Below are 16,751 nucleotides of genomic sequence, written 5' to 3'. Positions count from 1 at the left end.
TCTTCGCGGCCGGCATTTCTCTCATTCCGGGCATGGCGCACGCGGTCGACCAGGCCTCCGGCGATGCCCGCGGCGTCAGCACGCCCGACCTCACCCAGGCCGGCATGACGGACGGCGCCACGTTCTCCAGCCCCGCCAGCCAGTCGACCCGGCAGACCACGCAGTCCGCGCCGGCCGCCAAGAGCGGGACGGCAGCCGCGCCCATGACGGAGACCGCAGGCTCCAACCCGACCCTCGCGGTCGGCCTGGAGGCCTTCGCCGCCACGGCGCACGGGGTCATGCTGGACAGCTCCATCACCAGCGCGTCCACCCCGCTCGACGTCAGCATCGCCTGGGGCGACGGGGCCGTCACCGCCGCCTCGGCCACGGGCACCCAGCACGTGCAGTCGGAGCACACCTACGCGGAGCTCGGCACCTACACCGTCAAGGTCACCGTGACGGACGCGGCCGCCAACACCGTGGTCACCAACGAGGTGGCCGTCACGACCGGGGGCTCGGACTACACTCCGTACGGCCCGACCCGTCTGCTGGACACCCGCAACGGCACCGGCGCCCCGAAGACCAAGGTCGCCCCGTACTCCTCCGCACACCTGAAGATCGGCGGGAACGGCGGCATCCCCGCCGGCGTGACCGCGGTCGTCCTCAACGTCACCGTCACCAACACCACCAGCGGCGGCCACGTCACCGCCTTCGCCGACGGCGACGACAAGCCGAGCACGTCGAACGTCAACTTCGTCCCCGGCCAGACCGTCCCGAACCTGGTCATCGTGCCGGTCGGCGAGAACGGCTACGTCAACCTCTACAACGGCGGCTGGGAGTCGGTCGACCTCATCGCCGACGTCACCGGCTACTTCACCCAGACCGCCTCCAGCGGCTACACCCCCCTCGCGCCGCAGCGCTTCGTCGACACCCGCAGCGGCACGGGCACCGCCAAGGGCCAGCTCGCCGGCTACGGGTCCTTCAGCACCCAGATCACGGGCCTCGGCAAGGTCCCGGCCTCCGGCGTCACCGCCGTGGCGCTCAACGTGACCGTCACGGGCCCCAAGAGCGACGGCCACCTGACCGTCTACCCGAGCGGGCAGGCGGCCCCGACCGCGTCCAACGTGAACTTCACCACGGGCCAGACCATCGCCAACTCGGTCATCGTCCCCGTCGGCCCCGACGGCAAGATCAGCGTCCGCAACGGCGGCTGGAACCCGGCCGACGTCATCGTCGACGTGGTCGGCTACTACAGCCCGCAGAGCAAGGGCTCGTACCTGCCGTTCACACCGGTGCGCATGCTCGACACCCGCGATCCCCAGGACCCGGTCCACGGCCCCCTGGCCGGCCGCGACTACATCTACACGTCGATGTCCGATCCCGGTGACGGCGTCACCGGCTTCGTGCTGAACACCACGGTGACCAACACCAAGGACAGCGGGTTCCTCGCGGTCGCCCCCGACCCGAACACAATGGACCAGTACGACGGCAACACGTCGAGCCAGCCGACCCCGCCCGGCTCCTCGACCCTGAACTGGACGACCGGCAAGACCGTCCCGAACCTGGTCCAGGCGAGCACCGGCTCCACCGGCGTCATCGACTTCTGGAACCAGAGCGACGGCAACACCGACCTCATCGTCGACGTCTTCGGCATGTACCAGGAGAACTGACCCACCGGCAGGTGACCGTTCGCACGCCGCGGACAGCGCCCCGGGAACGGCCGTCCAGGCCGGACCCGGGGCGCTGTCCGTGCAGCACCAGCCGCACGTTAGCCTCAGCCACCGACACGAGCGCGGAGGATCCGTGATGAACGAAGAGATTCGGCAGGCCGACGAGGCCGCGGGGCGTGACCGGGCCCCCGAACGGACCTATGACGTGGTGCTCTTCGGGGCGACCGGATTCGTCGGGGCCCTGACCGCCGAGTACCTCGCCGCGCACGCCCCCGCCGGCTGCCGGTGGGCCCTCGCGGGCCGCGACCTCGGGAAGCTGGAGCGGCTGCGCGAGCGGCTGACCACGCTCGCCCCCGGGTGCGCGTCGCTGCCGCTGCTCCGCGCCGACGCCGGGGACGCAGGCGCCGTACGGGAACTGGCCGCCTCGACCCGGGTCCTGGCCACCACCGTCGGACCGTACGTCCTGTACGGGGCGGAGCTGGTCGCCGCCTGCGCCGCGGCCGGTACGGACTACGTCGACCTCACCGGCGAGCCGGAGTTCGTGGACCGGATGTACGTCGAGCACGACGCCCGCGCCCGGGAGACCGGCGCGCGGCTGGTGCACGCCTGCGGCTTCGATTCCATACCGGCCGACCTCGGCGCGTACTTCACCGTGGGGCAGCTGCCGGAGGGCGTCCCGCTGCGGGTGGACGGGTTCATGCGGTCCAACGCCGTCTTCTCCGGCGGAACCCTGGCCTCCGCCCTGACCGCCATGGGTCGCGGACCGCAGACCCTGGCCGCGGCGCACGAGCGCCGGCTGCACGAGCCCCGACTGCCGCAGCGGCGCGTACGGGGCCCCCTGGGAGCACCGCGGTTCAGCCGGGAGACCGGCACCTGGGCGCTGCCGCTGCCGACCCTGGACCCCCGGATCGTGACCCGCTCGGCAGCGGCCCTGGAGCGGTACGGGCCAGACTTCCGGTACCGGCAGTACGCCTCGGTGAAGCACCTCCCGGTCGCCCTGGGCGGTACGGCCGCGATCGGCGCGACGGTGGCCCTGGCGCAGCTCCCGGCAGCGCGACGGTGGCTGATGAGCCGCTGGGAGCCGGGCCGGGGCCCGGACGCGGAGCGCCGGGCGCGCAGCTGGTTCACGGTCCGCTTCGTCGGCGAGGGCGGTGGCCGCCGCGTGTTCACCGAGGTCTCGGGCGGCGACCCCGGCTACGGCGAGACCGCCAAGATGCTGGCCGAGTCGGCGCTGTGCCTGGCGTACGACGCCCTGCCGGAGCGGGCCGGCCAGCTCACCACGGCGGTGGCGATGGGCGACGCCCTGCTGGACCGGCTCCAGAAGGCCGGCATCCGCTTCAGGGTGGCCGCGGTGCGGTGAACCGGGCCGGCGGTCAGGAGGCTTCGCGCAGGGCGCGTCGGCACAGCGAGTCGGCGTGCCGGGTGGACTCGGGGATCCGGAAGCGGGGACTCAGCGCGAGGGCGTGGGCGCAGGCGTTGTCGAGCGAGACCCGGTGGCCGACGGAGACGTACACCGGCTTGATCCCGTCCTGCGTACGCAGCGCCCGCCCGACGACGGCGCCGTCGGCCGTGAGCAGCGGGGCGGCGTCGCCGCGCCGGGCCCCGGGCTCCTCGTAGGTGAACGTGAACGGGTTCTTCGCCACGCCCATGCTCGGCAGGCCGGTGACCACCCCGAGGTGGCAGGCGAGGCCGAAGCCTCGGGGGTGGGCCAGCCCGTAGCCGTCGCAGACGACGAGGTCCGGGGCGGCGGTGAGCGCGTCCAGCGCGGCCAGCACCGTGGGCAGCTCGCGGAAGGCGAGGAGTCCGGGCACGTACGGGAAGCTGACGTGCCCGACGGCGGTCGCCTCCTCCACGACCTCCAGGGTGGCGGCGTCGAGGACGACGGCCGCGGCGGCGACCAGGTCGCGCTCGTCGTCGTAGGCCACGTCCACGCCTGCGACGAGCCCCCGTCCGGGCGGCGGTCCGGGCTCACCGAGCACGACCTGTATACGAAGTTCGTCCTGTATCGCCCGGGCCTCGGCCTCGGTGGCGGGGGTCTTTACGCTCGTCATGATGGTGCGAGAGTAGCCTGGCGATCATGTTCGTCATGGAGCTCACCTACACCGCGCCCATCGAAGCCGTCGAAGAGCAGCTGGACGCGCACATCGCCTGGCTGGACGGTTACTACGCATCGGGCGTCTTCCTCGCCTCGGGCCGCAAGGTCCCGCGCGACGGCGGCATCATCCTGGCCGCCGGGGTCTCCCGCGCGGAGATCGAGAAGATCGCGGAGGAAGACCCCTTCACGGTCGCAGGCGTCTGCACCTACCGCATCATCGAGTTCATCGCGACGAAAACGTCGTCGGACCTGGCCCCGGTCCGCGAGAACCCGGCGGCGTAGCGGGCCGGGAAGCCCGCCGGGCAGACTCCTCACGCGCAAGCGTCAGGGTCATCGTCAGGGTCGGTCGGTGCGTTCCAGCCTTCCCACGCGTCCCTTCTCCCCCGCCGCCCAACAGCCCCCGTCATCCGCGCAGCCGACGGTGTCGAACGAGCCCGGTGCCAGCGCACGCCAGCTGCGGCCCCCGTCCGTCGTGACGTCCGTGCCGGTCGGGCCCACCGCGAGGGCCGCGCCGCGCAGGTGCGGGAGCCAGGCCGCGCCCGAGCGGTACGCGGGCGGCGGGGTCCGGGCCGGGCGCCAGGTGCGGCCCGCGTCCGCCGATACGGCCGCGGCCTGCGGGGATGCCTGGCCGGTGCGGTAGTCGCCGCCGACCGCGAGACCTGTCGTACGGTCGCGGAACGCCAGGGCGAAGACCCCCCTGGCCGGGTCGCCCGCAGGGATGCCCGACTCGGCGACCTGCCAGGTGCGGCCGCGGTCCGCCGAGTGCAGGACCCGGGCGGTCGCGGCGCCGCCCGTGGCCAGCCAGACGTCGTGCGACCCGGCGCTCACCAGACACTGGCCGCCGGCCGCGAAGCCCGCCTCGCCCGGCAGTGCGTCCGGCATCCCCGCACTCGGCAGCACCGCCCAGGTGCGGCCGCCGTCGTCCGTCGACAGGATGCGGAACTTGCCGTCCACCGGGTCGCTCACGGCCAGCCCGTACCGGAAGTCGGAGAAGGCCAGGCAGTCGTAGAAGGCGCGCGGATCGGGGTTGCGGAACGTTTCGGCCCAAGTGGTGCCGCCGTCCTCGGTGCGCAGCACCCGCGAAGCCGCACCCTCCCCGATGGACAGGGCCACCGCGCGCCGCGCGTCGAACGCCTCGATGTCGCGCAGCTCCAGGCCTTCCGCGACCGCGACCGGCGGCGAGACGTCACGCCAGCTGCGGCCCCCGTCCACCGTCCGCAGCACCGTGCCCTTGGAGCCGGCCACCCAGGCCGTGGAGCGGCTGACCGCCGCGAGCCCGCGGAAGCGGGCGTCCTTGGCGGTGTCCTTCAGCGCCCAGCCGGCGCCCCGTAAGCCCTGCACGTCCTGCACGTCCTGCACGTTCCGCACGCCTTGGCCGCCCTGGCCGCCCGTCCCGCTCTGCGCCTGCGCCGGGGCGGCCACCAGACCCAACGCCAGAGCCGCCGCGCACATGCCAACTCCCAGAAGTCTCATGGCGCCGGAAGCTAATGCACCCCGGATTCGGCGTCCAGGGTGCGTCCGCGCCGCCGCGTTCCTAGGCTGAGGCCATGCCCTCCAAGGAACCCAAGGCCTACGACGGCAAGCGCATCACCGTCACCTACGACACCGGGCGGTGCCTGCACGCCGCCGAATGCGTGCGCGGCCTGCCCGAGGTGTTCGACACCGGGAAGCACCCGTGGGTGCAGCCGGACGGCGCCGAGCCGGAGCAGGTTGCCGAGGTGATCCGCCGGTGCCCCTCGGGCGCACTGCAGTACCGGTTCGCCGATGACGGGCCGGCCGAGGAGCCGGACCGGCCGACCACGGTCGTAAGGTCGCCCGCCGGCCAGCTCGTGATGCGCGGCGATCTGCGTGTGACGAGCGCCGACGGGGGCGTCCGCACGGAGACCAGGGCGATGCTTTGCGCCTGTGGAGTGAGCGGTAACCAGCCGTTCTGCGACCACTCCGGGGCCTGCGGCGGCGACTGACAGCCCTTCGCACACACCTCTCGGGCCGTCACTCTGTGCGATCAAACGGACGCGTTCCAGCCAATCGGTGACACAGCTCACGTCGGTTCGCATGCACGGAATTGCCGATTCCGGCGTCTATCCGGTTGCCGGGTTCCACCCATGCCCGGCAGCAGATCCGCCGCAAGGGAGCGAGCCTTGATCACTGTTATCGAGCAGGCCGTGCAGGCCCGTCTGGTCGCCACCGCCCCGAAGGTCGAGACCGTGCCCGTCACGCTCTGCTACGACCGCGCGGATCCCTTCGCCGTGCGCATGGCCTTCCCCGCTCCCGCCACCCTCGAAGGCGTCGAGGTCTCGTGGACCTTCGCGCGCGAGCTCCTCGAATCGGGGCTGGACCGCCCGACGGGGTGCGGCGACGTGCGGGTCCGGCCGTACGACGTCGACCGGACCACGATCGAGTTCCACGCGCCCGAGGGCGTGGCGATCGTGCTGATGCTGACGGCCGAACTGCACCGGTTCCTGGAGCGCGCCGCGACGGTCGTCCCGCCGGGCCTGGAGCACCTGTACCTCGACCTGGACCACAGCCTGGCCGAGCTGATGCGCGACCCGCGCTGACATCCGGCACGTACGCCGTTATTCGTTTGCGGGCGGCCCCGGCCGCCCGTAGCTTCGCAGACGCCCCACTGCCGTCGAAACGGAGCAGGACATTGCTCGTCTGAGGTCGAGACACCGACAGACCACCGCCACGCCCGCCACCTCGTGACCCTTCATCACCGTCGTGGCCGTATCCGCCGTCCCGTCGGCTGTCTCCCCGCGTTGCACGCACCACTCACGCAACCTGGAGGCCTCCATGAGCCATACCCCTGCATCCATCACCTGCTCCGCCCTGTCCTTCGACTGGCCTGACGGCACTCCCGTCTTCGAGGACTTCCACCTGACCGTCGGCCCCGGCCGCACCGGCCTCATCGGGCTCAACGGCTGTGGGAAATCCACCCTGTTGAAGCTCCTGGCCGGGCAGCTGTCCCCGCACGACGGCCAGTCGTCCGTGGCCGGCACCGTCGGCTACCTCCCGCAGAGCGTCACCCTCGACACCGGCCTGCGCGTCGACGAGGCGCTCGGCATCCACACCACCCGCGCCGCGCTGCACGCCATCGAGGCGGGCGAGGCCACCGAGGCGAACTTCGCCGCGGTCGGCGACGACTGGGACGTCGAGGAACGGGCCCTGGCCACCCTCGACCAGCTCGGTCTCGCCCGGATCGGACTCGACCGTACGGTCGGTGAACTGTCCGGCGGCGAAAGCGTGTTGCTGCGCCTCGCAGCCCTGCTGCTCTCCCGTCCCGACGTCCTGCTGCTCGACGAGCCGACCAACAACCTGGACCTGCGGGCCCGGCGCCGCCTGTACGCGGCGGTCGAGTCCTGGTCCGGGGTGATGCTGCTGGTCAGCCACGACCGGGAGCTGCTGGAGCGCGTCGACCAGATCGCCGACCTGCACGACGGCGAAGTCCGCTGGTACGGAGGGAACTTCACCGCATACGAGGAGCAGCTCGCCGCCGAGCAGGACGCGGCCGAGCGGATGGTCCGGGTCGCGGAGGCCGATGTGCAGCGGCAGAAGCGGGAACTGGCCGACGCCCACGTCAAGTTGGCGCGGCGCAAGCGGTACGGCCAGAAGATGAACGAGACGAAGCGCGAGCCGAAGATCGTCATGGGTGCCCGCAAGCGGGCGGCGCAGGAGTCGGCCGGAAAGCACCGCATCATGCACGCCGAGAAGCTGGCGCAGGCGAAGGAGCGGCTGGACGAGGCGGCGGAGGCGGTCCGGGACGACGACGAGATCCGGATCGAGCTGCCCGCCACGCGGGTTCCGCCGGGGCGCCGGGTCCTGACCCTGAGCAACGTGCACCTGGCCCACGGGGCCTGGGCGGCGGGCGAGTGGGATCTGCGCGGTCCGGAGCGGATCGCGCTGGTGGGCCGCAACGGTTCGGGCAAGACGACGCTGCTGCGCACGATCGCGGGGGCGCTCGCCCCGGTGTCCGGGGAAGCGGTGACCCATGTGCCGACGCGGTTCCTGCCGCAGCGGCTGGACGTGCTCGACGAGAGCCGTTCGGTGGTGGAGAACGTGGCGCGGCTCGCCCCGCAGGCCTCGAACAACCTGATCCGGGCGCGGCTCGCGCACTTCCTGTTCCGGGGCGCGCGGGCGGACCGGCCGGCCGGCACCCTTTCGGGCGGCGAGCGGTTCCGCGCGGCGCTGGCGGCGCTGCTGCTCGCGGAGCCGGCTCCGCAGCTGCTGATGCTGGACGAGCCGACGAACAACCTGGACCTGGCGAGCGTACGGCAGTTGACGGACGCTCTGGAGTCGTACGAGGGCGCGCTGCTGGTGGCCAGCCATGACGTGCCGTTCCTGGAGTCGATCGGCATCACGCGGTGGCTGCTGCTGGACGGCGAGCTGCGGCCGACCACGGCCGAGGAGGTCCGGGAGGCACTGTGGCACGAGTGACGGGCGTGACGTATTCGGACCGCGGGCTCCGCAACCGCGGGCGGTCAGCGCGCCGGCGGTGGCGGCGGCAGTAAGGCCCAGGCCTTGGTGCCGCCCGCCGGGGTGAGGACGGGGGTGAGCCCCCAGTCCCCGCCGCACGCGTCGACGGTGGCGGCGAGCAGCCACATCCTCCGGCTGCGCCTGCCGCGGCACTCCTCGCTCGCTTCGGGCGAGGAGTGCGCCGGATGCTGGTCGTAGAGCACGACGCGCAGTGCATCGAACTGCCAGCGGACGTTCAGCACCATCTCCTTGCCGGGCGTGAACCGGTGGGCGCACGCGACGAGCTCCGAGGCGGCGAGTGCCGCGGTGTCGCACAGGTCGGGCAGCTCGTGCCGGGTGAGCAGGGACCGTACGCCGGTGCGGGCACTGCCTGCGCAGTACGCGCTGCCGGGCAGGCGTATCGAATGGTTGAGTTTCTCCGCCTCGCGCGGGATCCGCCGGACCTCGTGGACCGGCCGCAGGCCGCGGAGAGTGCCCGTCATCGTGCTGCTCCAAGATTCCGAATGCGTATGGCCGGGACAAGGGGCGCAAGGTCGCCCCGTGTGAGATGTGCGCTACCGACCGTAGCCCAATGCCGGACTCCGCGCGTCCGTCTCTGCCGTCAAGGCCGACTCCGCGGACCACCTGCAGGCGTGACTTTCGCTCCGTTACCCCTCTCCAACACCCCTTTAAACTGCACAGATAACCGGACGTAACCGGACATATGAACGCCTGGGGCTTGGCTGGCTCTCACGCTCCGCTTAACCTACGGATTCGTAGGCTACGGAACCGTAGGTAATTCGCTTTGTCCCCAGGAGCACCCGTGACGATCACCTCTCCCCACCTCGGCAGCTCGGAGGCGTGGACCGACGCCAAGCTGCTGTACGCGCTGGAAGAGGTGGTCGAGAAGGAGCTCAACCGCCACCTGAAGGTCACCAAGGACTGGATGCCCCACGAGTACGTGCCGTGGAGCGACGGCCGGAACTTCCCGGGGTTCTTCGAGGACGGCGAGGCGTGGGACCCGGAGCAGTCCAAGGTCACCGACATCGGCAAGATCGCGCTGGTCGTGAACCTGCTGACCGAGGACAACCTCCCCAGCTACCACCACGAGATCGCGACCCTGTTCGGCCGCAACGGGGCCTGGGGCACGTGGGTGCACCGCTGGACGGCCGAGGAGGGCCGCCACGGCATCGTGATGCGCGACTACCTGCTGGCCTCGCGCGCCGTGGACCCGGACAAGCTGGAAGCGTTCCGCATGCAGCACATGTCGGAGGGCTTCGAGTCCGACAACCGGCACTCGATGCTGCACTCGGTGGCGTACGTGGCCTTCCAGGAACTGGCGACCCGCATCTCGCACCGCAACACCGGCCACCAGTCCGGTGACCCGGTCTGCGACCGGATGCTGGCCCGCATCGCGCAGGACGAGAACCTGCACATGATCTTCTACCGGAACCTGCTGGGCGCCGCCTTCGAGATCGCCCCGGACCTGACGATGCAGGCCGTGCGGGATGTCGTGGTCAACTTCCGGATGCCCGGACACGGCATGCCCGGCTTCGAGCGGATGGCCGCGCAGATGGCGATCGGCGGGGTCTACAACCTGCGGATCCACCACGACGACGTGCTGAGCCCCGTGATCCGCTTCCTGAAGATCATGGACATCGACGGCCTCGGCCCCGACGGGCAGAAGGCCCAGGAGGAGCTGGGCCTGTTCATGAACGGCCTGGACTCCGAGGCCCGCAAGTTCGACGAGCGCCTGGCCGCCCGCGCGGCCCGTGTCGCGGCCCGCAAGGGCTGACCGGTCCGACCTGCATCCGTCCACCCGGGGCCCGGGTGGACGACACCGCCGGAACCCTGGCAGAGCCGCGCTCTGCCAGGGTTCCGGCGTGACGTCCTCGCCGTGACGTCCGCACGTGCCGTCCTCGCTGGGCGGCCCGGTCAGCTGCGCCGGCGCAGGGCGAGGCGTTCCGACTCCGACAGGCCGCCCCAGACGCCAAAGCGCTCGTCATTGGCCAGGGCGTACTCCAGGCACGCCGCACGGCCCTCACAGGCCCCGCACAGCCGCTTCGCTTCCCGCAGGGACGAGCCGGGCTCCGGGAAGAAGAAGCCCGGGCCCGTCTGGGCGCAGAGGGCGAGGTCGTACCAGGCGGGCGCGGTGGCGGCGGTGTTCATCGACATGCCGGAGATCCTCACCGCCGCCGATGGACGTCCGATCAACGCCTGATCAACACCGGTGCACGGCCCGCCGGCCGGACGGCCTCACGCCCCCTGCGCGGGAGCGCTGGCTATGACCGCGAACCGCGCACCGTAGGGGTCCGCCAGCTTCGCGAACCGGCCGACTCCCTCCATGAACACCGGCGCCAGCCGGACCTTGCCACCCGACTCCTCGGCCTTGGCCGCGGTCACGTCGCAGTCCGCGACCTCGAAGTACGGGGTCCAGTAGGGGCGTTCGGCGTCCTCCACCGGGTCGGCCCCGATCGGGACCAGGCCGCCGAAGGCCGCCTCGTCCGGCGTTCCGGACGCCTTGACCATGGTGTAGGAGCCGCCCTCGAAGGTCTTGCTGATCTCCCAGCCGAAGACGGAGCCGTAGAAGGCCTCGGCCGCCTGTACGTCGCCCGTGTACAGCTCGGCCCAGCACAGGGACCCCACCTCGGTCACCACGCCCAGGCCCCTGTGCTCCTTCGGCTGCCAGGTCGCGAAGGCGACGCCCGCCGGGTCGGCGAAGATCGCCATCCGGCCGGAGTCCATGACGTCCGTCGGCTGGAACGCCACCGTCCCGCCCGCCTTGACCACCGCGGCCGCGGTGGCGTCCGTGTCTGCGCTCTGGAAGTACACCGTCCAGGCGGCCGGCCCCTGCTCCGCCGTGACGGTCATCCCGCCCGCGACCGTCTTGCCGCCGAGGTGGAACATCCCGTATCCGCCGACCTCCTCGCCGCCCGGCTGGTAGTCCCAGCCGAACAGTCCGGCGTAGAACCCGGCGGCGCCGTCGATGTCCGGCGAGCCGAGGTCGACCCAGTTCGGGGAGCCGTCCTTGTAGTCCGTTGTGAGCATGACCCGTACTCCTTCCGTCCTTCTAAGAGCATGGCACCCGCCACTGACAGCGGCCGCTCCACAGAGTGAACGACCGTGCGTTCGGTAAGATGGCGGTATGGCAGACGGACGCGTGGAGCGCGGGAACCAGACGCGGCGGACCGTTCTCGGGCGGACGATGGACATCGCCTCGACGGACGGCCTGGAGGGCCTGTCCCTGGGGAAGATCGCCACGGATCTCGGTCTCAGCAAGAGCGGAGTCTTCGCCCTCTTCGGGTCGAAGGAGGACCTTCAGCTGGCGACCGTGCGCGCCGCCGCGGCCGTGTTCGCGGAACACGTCGTCAAGCCCGTGCGCGAGGAGCCTGCGGGCATCGTCAAGGTCTGGCGGCTGTGCGAGCAGTGGATCGACTACTCGGCCGGCCGCGTGTTTCCCGGCGGCTGCTTCTTCTACTCCGCCGCCGCCGAATTCGACTCGCGCCCCGGCCCCGTGCGCGACGAGATCGCCAAGGCCCGCACCGAGTGGACCCGTTACATGGAGCAGCAGCTGGACGAGGCCCGGCTCGCCGGCGGATTCCGGGAGGGCACGGACCGGGCGGACGTCCCGCAGCTTGCGTTCGAGATCATCGCGTTGATGGAACTGGCCAACGCGGGCTCCGTGCTGCACGACGACCCGACGACGTACGAGCGGGCCGGCCGGGGCATCCTCGACCGGCTGCGCGCGGTGGCGGCCGCTCCGGGTGAACTCCCGCAGCGGCCGCCGGCCGTCAGCTCCCGGCTCGCCTGAGCCCGCTCCGCCCGGCCCCGCCGCTCACACGCAGCGCGCAGCCCGCGGCCGCGGCGCCGAGGGCGGCCAGCGCCACCATCAGGAAGACGCCGCGCCAGTGGTCCCCGGCCCCGGTCAGCAGGGCGGCGGTGGCCGCGATGCCGAGGGCGCCGCCCAGTTGGCGGGCCGTCATCAGCAGGCCGGTGCCGGCGGCGAACCGCGCGGGCGGGAGGGTGGCGGAAGCCGCCGTGGAGAGTGCGGTCAAGGTCACGCCGATGCCGAGGCCGCCCAGCAGCCCGGCCGGCAGGAAGACCTGGGCGTACGAGTCCGAGTCCGCGGCCCAGCCCCACAGCAGCAGGGCGTTGGCCGCGAACAGCAGGGACCCGGTGGTGGCGGCCGCCCACTGGAGGCGGGCAGGGACCCTGCGGCCCACGAACAGCGCGCCCGCCATCGCGAGGACGGCGCCGGGCGTGACGCCGAACCCGGCCTCCAGGACGGAGTAGTCCCATCGGGCGATGAGGTAGGAGGGCCCGGTCAGCAGCCATGCGTACATGGCCGCGCCGAAGAACAGCGCGCCGGCGTTGGCGCGGGCGAAGACCGGATCACGCCACAGGTCCCGGTCGACAGCGGGCGCGGGGTGGCGGCGCGAGCGGTGGAGGGCGAGGGCCGTCGACAGGGCGCCGCCGAGGACGAGTACGAGCACGGCGGGGGCGGTCCAGCCCCATTCCCGGCCTTGGGAGAGGCCGGCCACCACGCCGCCGATCCCTGCGGCGAGGGCGAACGTGCCGACGGGGTCGGGGAGCCGGCGCACCGCAGGTGCCTCCCGCGGCACGGCGCGGGCGGCGGCCCGGCAGAGCGCCATGCCGAGCGGCACGTTGATCAGGAAGATCGCACGCCAGTCCCACAGTTCGACGAGGAGTCCGCCGAGTGTGGGCCCGACGGCGGCGGCGAGCCCGCCGGCGGCGCCCCATGCGCCCAGGGCGGCGGCCCGCCGGCCGGCCGGTGTGTGCGCCAGGACGAGGCCCAGCGCGGCCGGGATCATCCCGGCGGCGGCCGCCCCTTGCAGGGCGCGGGCGAGGATCAGCAGGCCAGCGGTGGGCGCCGTGCTCGCGGCGAGCGAGGTTGCGGTGAAGGCGAGGGCCGAGCCGAGGAAGAGGCTGCGCCGGCCCAGGGTGTCCGCGAGGCGGCCGGCGGCGGCGAGCAGCGCGGCGAACAGGACGGCGTAGGCGCTCACGACCCAGGTGAGGCGGGCGAGGGTCACCTCGGGAAAGGCGCGCCGCAGGTCGGGGAAGGCGACGTTGACGACGGTGGAGTCGAGGAAGGCGAGGAAGGTGGCGGCGCAGGCGAGCAGCAGGATCTGCTGCCCTTGCCGGCCCCGGGCCGTCTCGCCGGCGCTCTCCGCGGTCTCCGCCGTCTCGGCCGTCTCGGCCGTCTCGGCACTCTCGGCCGTCTCGGCACTCTCGGCACTCTCGGCACTCTCGGCGGAAGCGCGCGCGGGCGTGATCGGCCCGGGCCGGGCGGCGCTCATCGGGCGGCCGCCCGGATCCCGGCGGGGGCCTGCCGGGCGGGGGCCGGTTCGGCGAGGAACCCGACGGCCGCGGCGATGACTTCGGGGTCCTTGAGGATGCGGCGGTGGCCGAGCCCCTTGGTCTCGATCAGGCGGGCGCGGTCGCCGTAGGCCGCCGCGATGGCGCGGGACTGCCCGGGGGCGGCCACGTCGTCGTCGGCGTCGTGGACGAGCAGGATGCGCGAGGGGATCTCGTCGGGGCTGCCGGTGGCGTCGAAGCGGGACCAGATGCCGGGCTCGTCGGGGAAGAGGCGGTACTGGACGTGGTCGCGCAGGGCGCGGTCGACGGCCCGGCCGAGGCCCGTCATGCGGCGGAACCGCGCCAGCAGGTAGTCGAAGTCGGCGATGCCGCCGAGGGCGACGATCCGGTCGGCCCAGATGCCGTCCCGCAGCGCGAAGAACGTGGAGACCACCCCGAAGGAGTGGGCGACGACGGCGGAGAAGTCCCCGTGCTCGGCGTGCAGCAGGCGGATGATCGCGCGCTGCCTGCGGATGGTGGTGGCCCGGCCGCCGGACTCGCCGTGTCCGGGCGCGTCGAAGGAGACGACGGTGCGGCCCTGGGCGCGCAGGGCCGCGATGAAGCCGGCGAACCGCGAGGCGCGCGAGGTCCAGCCGTGGACCACGAGGACGGGCCGCTCGCCGTCGCCCCAGCGGTACGTGGTGACCGGTATGCCGTCGACGGTCAGCCGGCCGGTGGCGGCCTCGGCCATGAGGGCGGCCTCGTCGGGGCGGAGCCCGGGGCGGCCGAGCGGGCGGACGAACAGCGCGAAGGCCGCCCGCCCGGCCAGGCCCGGGGCTAGCCGGGCGGTGAGGTTGAGGGTCGTGCTCAGGAGTGAAGCCGTGGGGTGCATGCCCGGTTCTCCGGATCTCCTCGGATGGCCCGATGGCCAGATGGCCAGTTGCCCGGAGGGCGCTGGCGGGATGACGAGAAGATATTAGCACGATCGTTCGTGTTGTTTTTGAGGTGCATCAGCGCCCGACCCGCACCCGGCGCGGCGCAGCGTTGCCTTCCGGCCGTCTCAGTCCTCGCGCTTCGCCCGGCTCGGCTGGACGCGCTTGGGTTCGCCCGGCATCTTCGGGTAGTCCGGCGGGTACGGCATGTCGCCCAGGCCGTGGTCGTGTTCGTGCCGGTCGGCCAGTTCCAGTGCGGCGTCGAGGACGAAGGCGTGGTCGTCCATGTCCGCGTGCAGGTCCCCGAGTTCGGCGTAGCGCGCGGGCATCGTGGTGATGTCGAAGTCGCGGGGCTCGGCGGAGTCGATCTCGGCCCAGCGCAGCGGGGCCGACACCGGGGCGTGGGGGCGCGGGCGCACGGAGTAGGCGGAGGCGACCGTGCGGTCGCGGGCGGTCTGGTTGTAGTCGACGAAGATCCGCTCGCCCCGCTCCTCCTTCCACCACGCCGTGGTCACCCTGCCGGGCATCCGCTGTTCCAGCTCGCGGCCGATCGCGATCGCGCAGCGCCGGACCTCGGTGAACGTCCAGCGCGGCTCGATCGGGACGAAGACGTGCAGCCCGCGCCCGCCCGAGGTCTTGGGCCAGCCGCGCAGGCCCAGGTCCTCCAGTACGTCGCGCAGTTCGTGGGCGCAGATCACCGCGTGGTGGTAGTCGGTGCCCGGCTGCGGGTCCAGGTCGATGCGCAGCTCGTCGGGCCGGTCCGTGTCCTCGCGGCGCACCGGCCAGGGGTGGAACGTCAGGCAGCCGAGGTTGGCCGCCCACAGCACGGCGGCCGGCTCGGTCGGGCAGATCTCGTCGGCCGACCGCCCGCTGGGGAATGCGATGTGCGCGGTCGGGATCCAGTCAGGCAGGTTCTTCGGCGCGCGCTTCTGGAAGAAGGACTCGCCCTCCACCCCCTCGGGGTAGCGCTCCAGGGTGGTGGGCCGGTTGCGCAGGGCGCGCGTGATCCCGTCGGCCACGGCCAGGTAGTACTGCGCCACGTCCAGCTTCGTCAGGCCCCGCTCGGGGAAGTAGACCTTGTCCGGGCTGGACAGCCGCACGGTCCGCCCGCCCGCTTCCAGCTCGATCGCATGACCGGATGCACCCATGTGCGCCACGGTAGGCGGGCCCGGCCAGGTGTGCATACCGGGCGTGCAGGGACGTACCACCGCAGAATCTAGACATGGATCTGCCTGTGATGCCTCCCGTGAAGCCGATGCTCGCCAAGTCGGCGTCCAAGATCCCGCCGGGTATGCAGTACGAGGCCAAGTGGGACGGCTTCCGGGCCATCGTGCACCGCGACGGCGACGAGGTGGAGATCGGCAGCCGCACCGGCAAGACCCTGACCCGGTACTTCCCCGAGCTGGTGGCCGCGCTGAAGGACAACCTGCCGGCCCGCTGCGTGGTGGACGGCGAGATCGTCATCGTTCACGGCGGACGGCTCGACTTCGACCGGCTGACCGAGCGGATCCACCCCGCGCAGTCCCGTGTCGACATGCTGGCGCAGACGTCCCCCGCCAGCTTCGTCGCCTTCGATCTGCTCGCGCTCGGCGACGAGGCGCTCCTCGACACCCCGCTCACCGACCGCCGCGCCGCCCTTGCCGGCGCCCTGTCCACCGCCCGGCCCCCCGTTCACCTCGCGCCCGCGACCACCGACCTCGCACTCGCGCAGGAGTGGTTCGAGCGGTTCGAGGGCGCCGGGCTCGACGGGGTGGTCGCCAAACCGCTCGATCTCCCCTACCGGCCCGATGCCCGTCTCATGTTCAAGATCAAGCACGGGCGTACGGCCGATACCGTCATCGCGGGATTCCGTTTCCACAAGAGCGGTCCGATTGTCGGATCGCTGCTCCTGGGCCTGTACGACGCCCGGGGTGCCCTCCAGCACGTCGGGGTATGCGCCGCCTTCCCCATGAAGCGCCGCGCCGAGCTGGTGGACGAGCTCGCACCGCTGCGGATGGCCGACTCCACCGGGCACCCGTGGGCGGCCTGGGCCGAGGAGTCCGCCCACGAGAGCGCCCGGCTGCCCGGCGCGCAGAGCCGCTGGACCGGCAAGAAGGACCTCTCCTGGGTGCCGCTGCGCCCCGAACGCGTCTGCGAGGTGGCGTACGACCACATGGAGAGCGACCGGTTCCGGCACACCGCCCAGTTCCGCCGCTGGCGGCCCGACCGGGCTCCGGAGAGCTGTACGTACGCCCAGCTCGAAGAGGTCGTCGGCTACGACCTCGCCGAGGTCCTCGGCCCGGCCGCCGGCGCGTAGGCCGCCCCGTA

At 72.4% G+C, this 16,751-nt stretch carries 17 protein-coding genes; 9 read left to right on the top strand and 8 right to left on the bottom strand.

The genetic code is table 11. The annotated features are described in order from the left end of the window. The first annotated feature begins 32 nt into the window (after window positions 1-32). Both ABTY04_RS00745 and ABTY04_RS00740 read left to right on the top strand, forming a co-directional pair. Window positions 33-1,649 (top strand): PKD domain-containing protein, encoded by a 1,617-nt coding sequence (locus ABTY04_RS00745; protein ID WP_352211122.1) that lies wholly within the window; start codon window positions 33-35, stop codon window positions 1,647-1,649. A gap of 136 nt (window positions 1,650-1,785) precedes the next feature. Further along, window positions 1,786-3,009 carry a saccharopine dehydrogenase family protein gene (locus tag ABTY04_RS00740; RefSeq protein ID WP_352211121.1) on the top strand — a complete coding sequence of 408 codons (1,224 nt, stop codon included), beginning with the start codon at window positions 1,786-1,788 and terminating at the stop codon, window positions 3,007-3,009. A gap of 13 nt (window positions 3,010-3,022) precedes the next feature. Here the strand turns inward: ABTY04_RS00740 and ABTY04_RS00735 are convergent, their stop codons facing one another. Then, entirely contained in the window at window positions 3,023-3,700 is a 678-nt protein-coding gene (locus tag ABTY04_RS00735; protein ID WP_352211120.1) for an endonuclease V, read from the bottom strand. Window positions 3,701-3,726: 26 nt separating this feature from the next. Here ABTY04_RS00735 and ABTY04_RS00730 point away from each other — a divergent pair, with 26 nt between their 5' ends. Then, window positions 3,727-4,026 carry a YciI family protein gene (locus ABTY04_RS00730; protein ID WP_352211119.1) on the top strand — a complete coding sequence of 100 codons (300 nt, stop codon included), beginning with the start codon at window positions 3,727-3,729 and terminating at the stop codon, window positions 4,024-4,026. A gap of 54 nt (window positions 4,027-4,080) precedes the next feature. On the opposite strand, the gene ABTY04_RS00725 is transcribed toward ABTY04_RS00730, so the two are convergent. Then, window positions 4,081-5,217, bottom strand: coding sequence for a WD40/YVTN/BNR-like repeat-containing protein (locus ABTY04_RS00725; RefSeq protein ID WP_352211118.1), 1,137 nt, complete (start codon window positions 5,215-5,217; stop codon window positions 4,081-4,083). A gap of 74 nt (window positions 5,218-5,291) precedes the next feature. Here ABTY04_RS00725 and ABTY04_RS00720 point away from each other — a divergent pair, with 74 nt between their 5' ends. From ABTY04_RS00720 to ABTY04_RS00710, 3 genes are all read left to right on the top strand, one after another. Further along, a complete protein-coding gene (locus ABTY04_RS00720; RefSeq protein WP_352211117.1) occupies window positions 5,292-5,708 on the top strand; it encodes a (4Fe-4S)-binding protein in 417 nt (138 codons plus the stop codon). Window positions 5,709-5,849: 141 nt separating this feature from the next. Further along, window positions 5,850-6,302 (top strand): spore wall synthesis regulator SsgD, encoded by a 453-nt coding sequence (gene ssgD / locus ABTY04_RS00715; protein ID WP_502996521.1) that lies wholly within the window; start codon window positions 5,850-5,852, stop codon window positions 6,300-6,302. Window positions 6,303-6,537: 235 nt separating this feature from the next. After that, entirely contained in the window at window positions 6,538-8,178 is a 1,641-nt protein-coding gene (locus ABTY04_RS00710; RefSeq protein ID WP_352211115.1) for an ABC-F family ATP-binding cassette domain-containing protein, read from the top strand. A gap of 44 nt (window positions 8,179-8,222) precedes the next feature. On the opposite strand, the gene ABTY04_RS00705 is transcribed toward ABTY04_RS00710, so the two are convergent. Next, window positions 8,223-8,699: an ATP-binding protein gene (locus ABTY04_RS00705; RefSeq protein WP_352211114.1), complete on the bottom strand. Its 477-nt coding sequence runs from the start codon at window positions 8,697-8,699 to the stop codon at window positions 8,223-8,225. A 320-nt stretch (window positions 8,700-9,019) separates the two neighbouring features. Between ABTY04_RS00705 and ABTY04_RS00700 the strand changes: the two genes are divergently transcribed. Beyond that, window positions 9,020-9,991: an acyl-ACP desaturase gene (locus ABTY04_RS00700; RefSeq protein WP_352211113.1), complete on the top strand. Its 972-nt coding sequence runs from the start codon at window positions 9,020-9,022 to the stop codon at window positions 9,989-9,991. A gap of 140 nt (window positions 9,992-10,131) precedes the next feature. On the opposite strand, the gene ABTY04_RS00695 is transcribed toward ABTY04_RS00700, so the two are convergent. Both ABTY04_RS00695 and ABTY04_RS00690 read right to left on the bottom strand, forming a co-directional pair. Further along, window positions 10,132-10,371: a WhiB family transcriptional regulator gene (locus ABTY04_RS00695; protein ID WP_352211112.1), complete on the bottom strand. Its 240-nt coding sequence runs from the start codon at window positions 10,369-10,371 to the stop codon at window positions 10,132-10,134. 81 nt (window positions 10,372-10,452) lie between these two features. Further along, window positions 10,453-11,244: a VOC family protein gene (locus ABTY04_RS00690; protein ID WP_352211111.1), complete on the bottom strand. Its 792-nt coding sequence runs from the start codon at window positions 11,242-11,244 to the stop codon at window positions 10,453-10,455. A 97-nt stretch (window positions 11,245-11,341) separates the two neighbouring features. Between ABTY04_RS00690 and ABTY04_RS00685 the strand changes: the two genes are divergently transcribed. Beyond that, complete coding sequence (locus ABTY04_RS00685; RefSeq protein ID WP_352211110.1) at window positions 11,342-12,007, top strand: TetR/AcrR family transcriptional regulator; 666 nt, start codon at window positions 11,342-11,344, stop codon at window positions 12,005-12,007. Here ABTY04_RS00685 and ABTY04_RS00680 read toward each other — a convergent pair. The 3 genes from ABTY04_RS00680 to ligD form a co-directional block, all read right to left on the bottom strand. Beyond that, complete coding sequence (locus tag ABTY04_RS00680) at window positions 11,988-13,514, bottom strand: MFS transporter (protein WP_352211109.1); 1,527 nt, start codon at window positions 13,512-13,514, stop codon at window positions 11,988-11,990. The two genes, ABTY04_RS00685 and ABTY04_RS00680, sit on opposite strands and share 20 nt — an antisense overlap. Further along, window positions 13,511-14,404, bottom strand: coding sequence for an alpha/beta fold hydrolase (locus tag ABTY04_RS00675; protein WP_352211108.1), 894 nt, complete (start codon window positions 14,402-14,404; stop codon window positions 13,511-13,513). Before ABTY04_RS00675 ends, ABTY04_RS00680 begins: the two co-directional genes overlap by 4 nt. 168 nt (window positions 14,405-14,572) lie before the next feature. After that, window positions 14,573-15,592, bottom strand: a complete 1,020-nt coding sequence (gene ligD, locus ABTY04_RS00670) for a non-homologous end-joining DNA ligase (protein WP_352211107.1) — start codon at window positions 15,590-15,592, stop codon at window positions 14,573-14,575. A 74-nt stretch (window positions 15,593-15,666) separates the two neighbouring features. On the opposite strand from ligD, the gene ABTY04_RS00665 reads away from it, so the two are divergent. Beyond that, window positions 15,667-16,740 (top strand): ATP-dependent DNA ligase, encoded by a 1,074-nt coding sequence (locus tag ABTY04_RS00665; RefSeq protein WP_352211106.1) that lies wholly within the window; start codon window positions 15,667-15,669, stop codon window positions 16,738-16,740. Window positions 16,741-16,751: the final 11 nt, after the last annotated feature.

The organism is Streptomyces sp. NPDC097981, assembly GCF_040302565.1.
Lineage (GTDB): Bacteria > Actinomycetota > Actinomycetes > Streptomycetales > Streptomycetaceae > Streptomyces.
The sequence above is the reverse complement of the archived record's forward strand: the minus strand, read 5'-3'. Positions and strand labels throughout refer to the sequence as shown.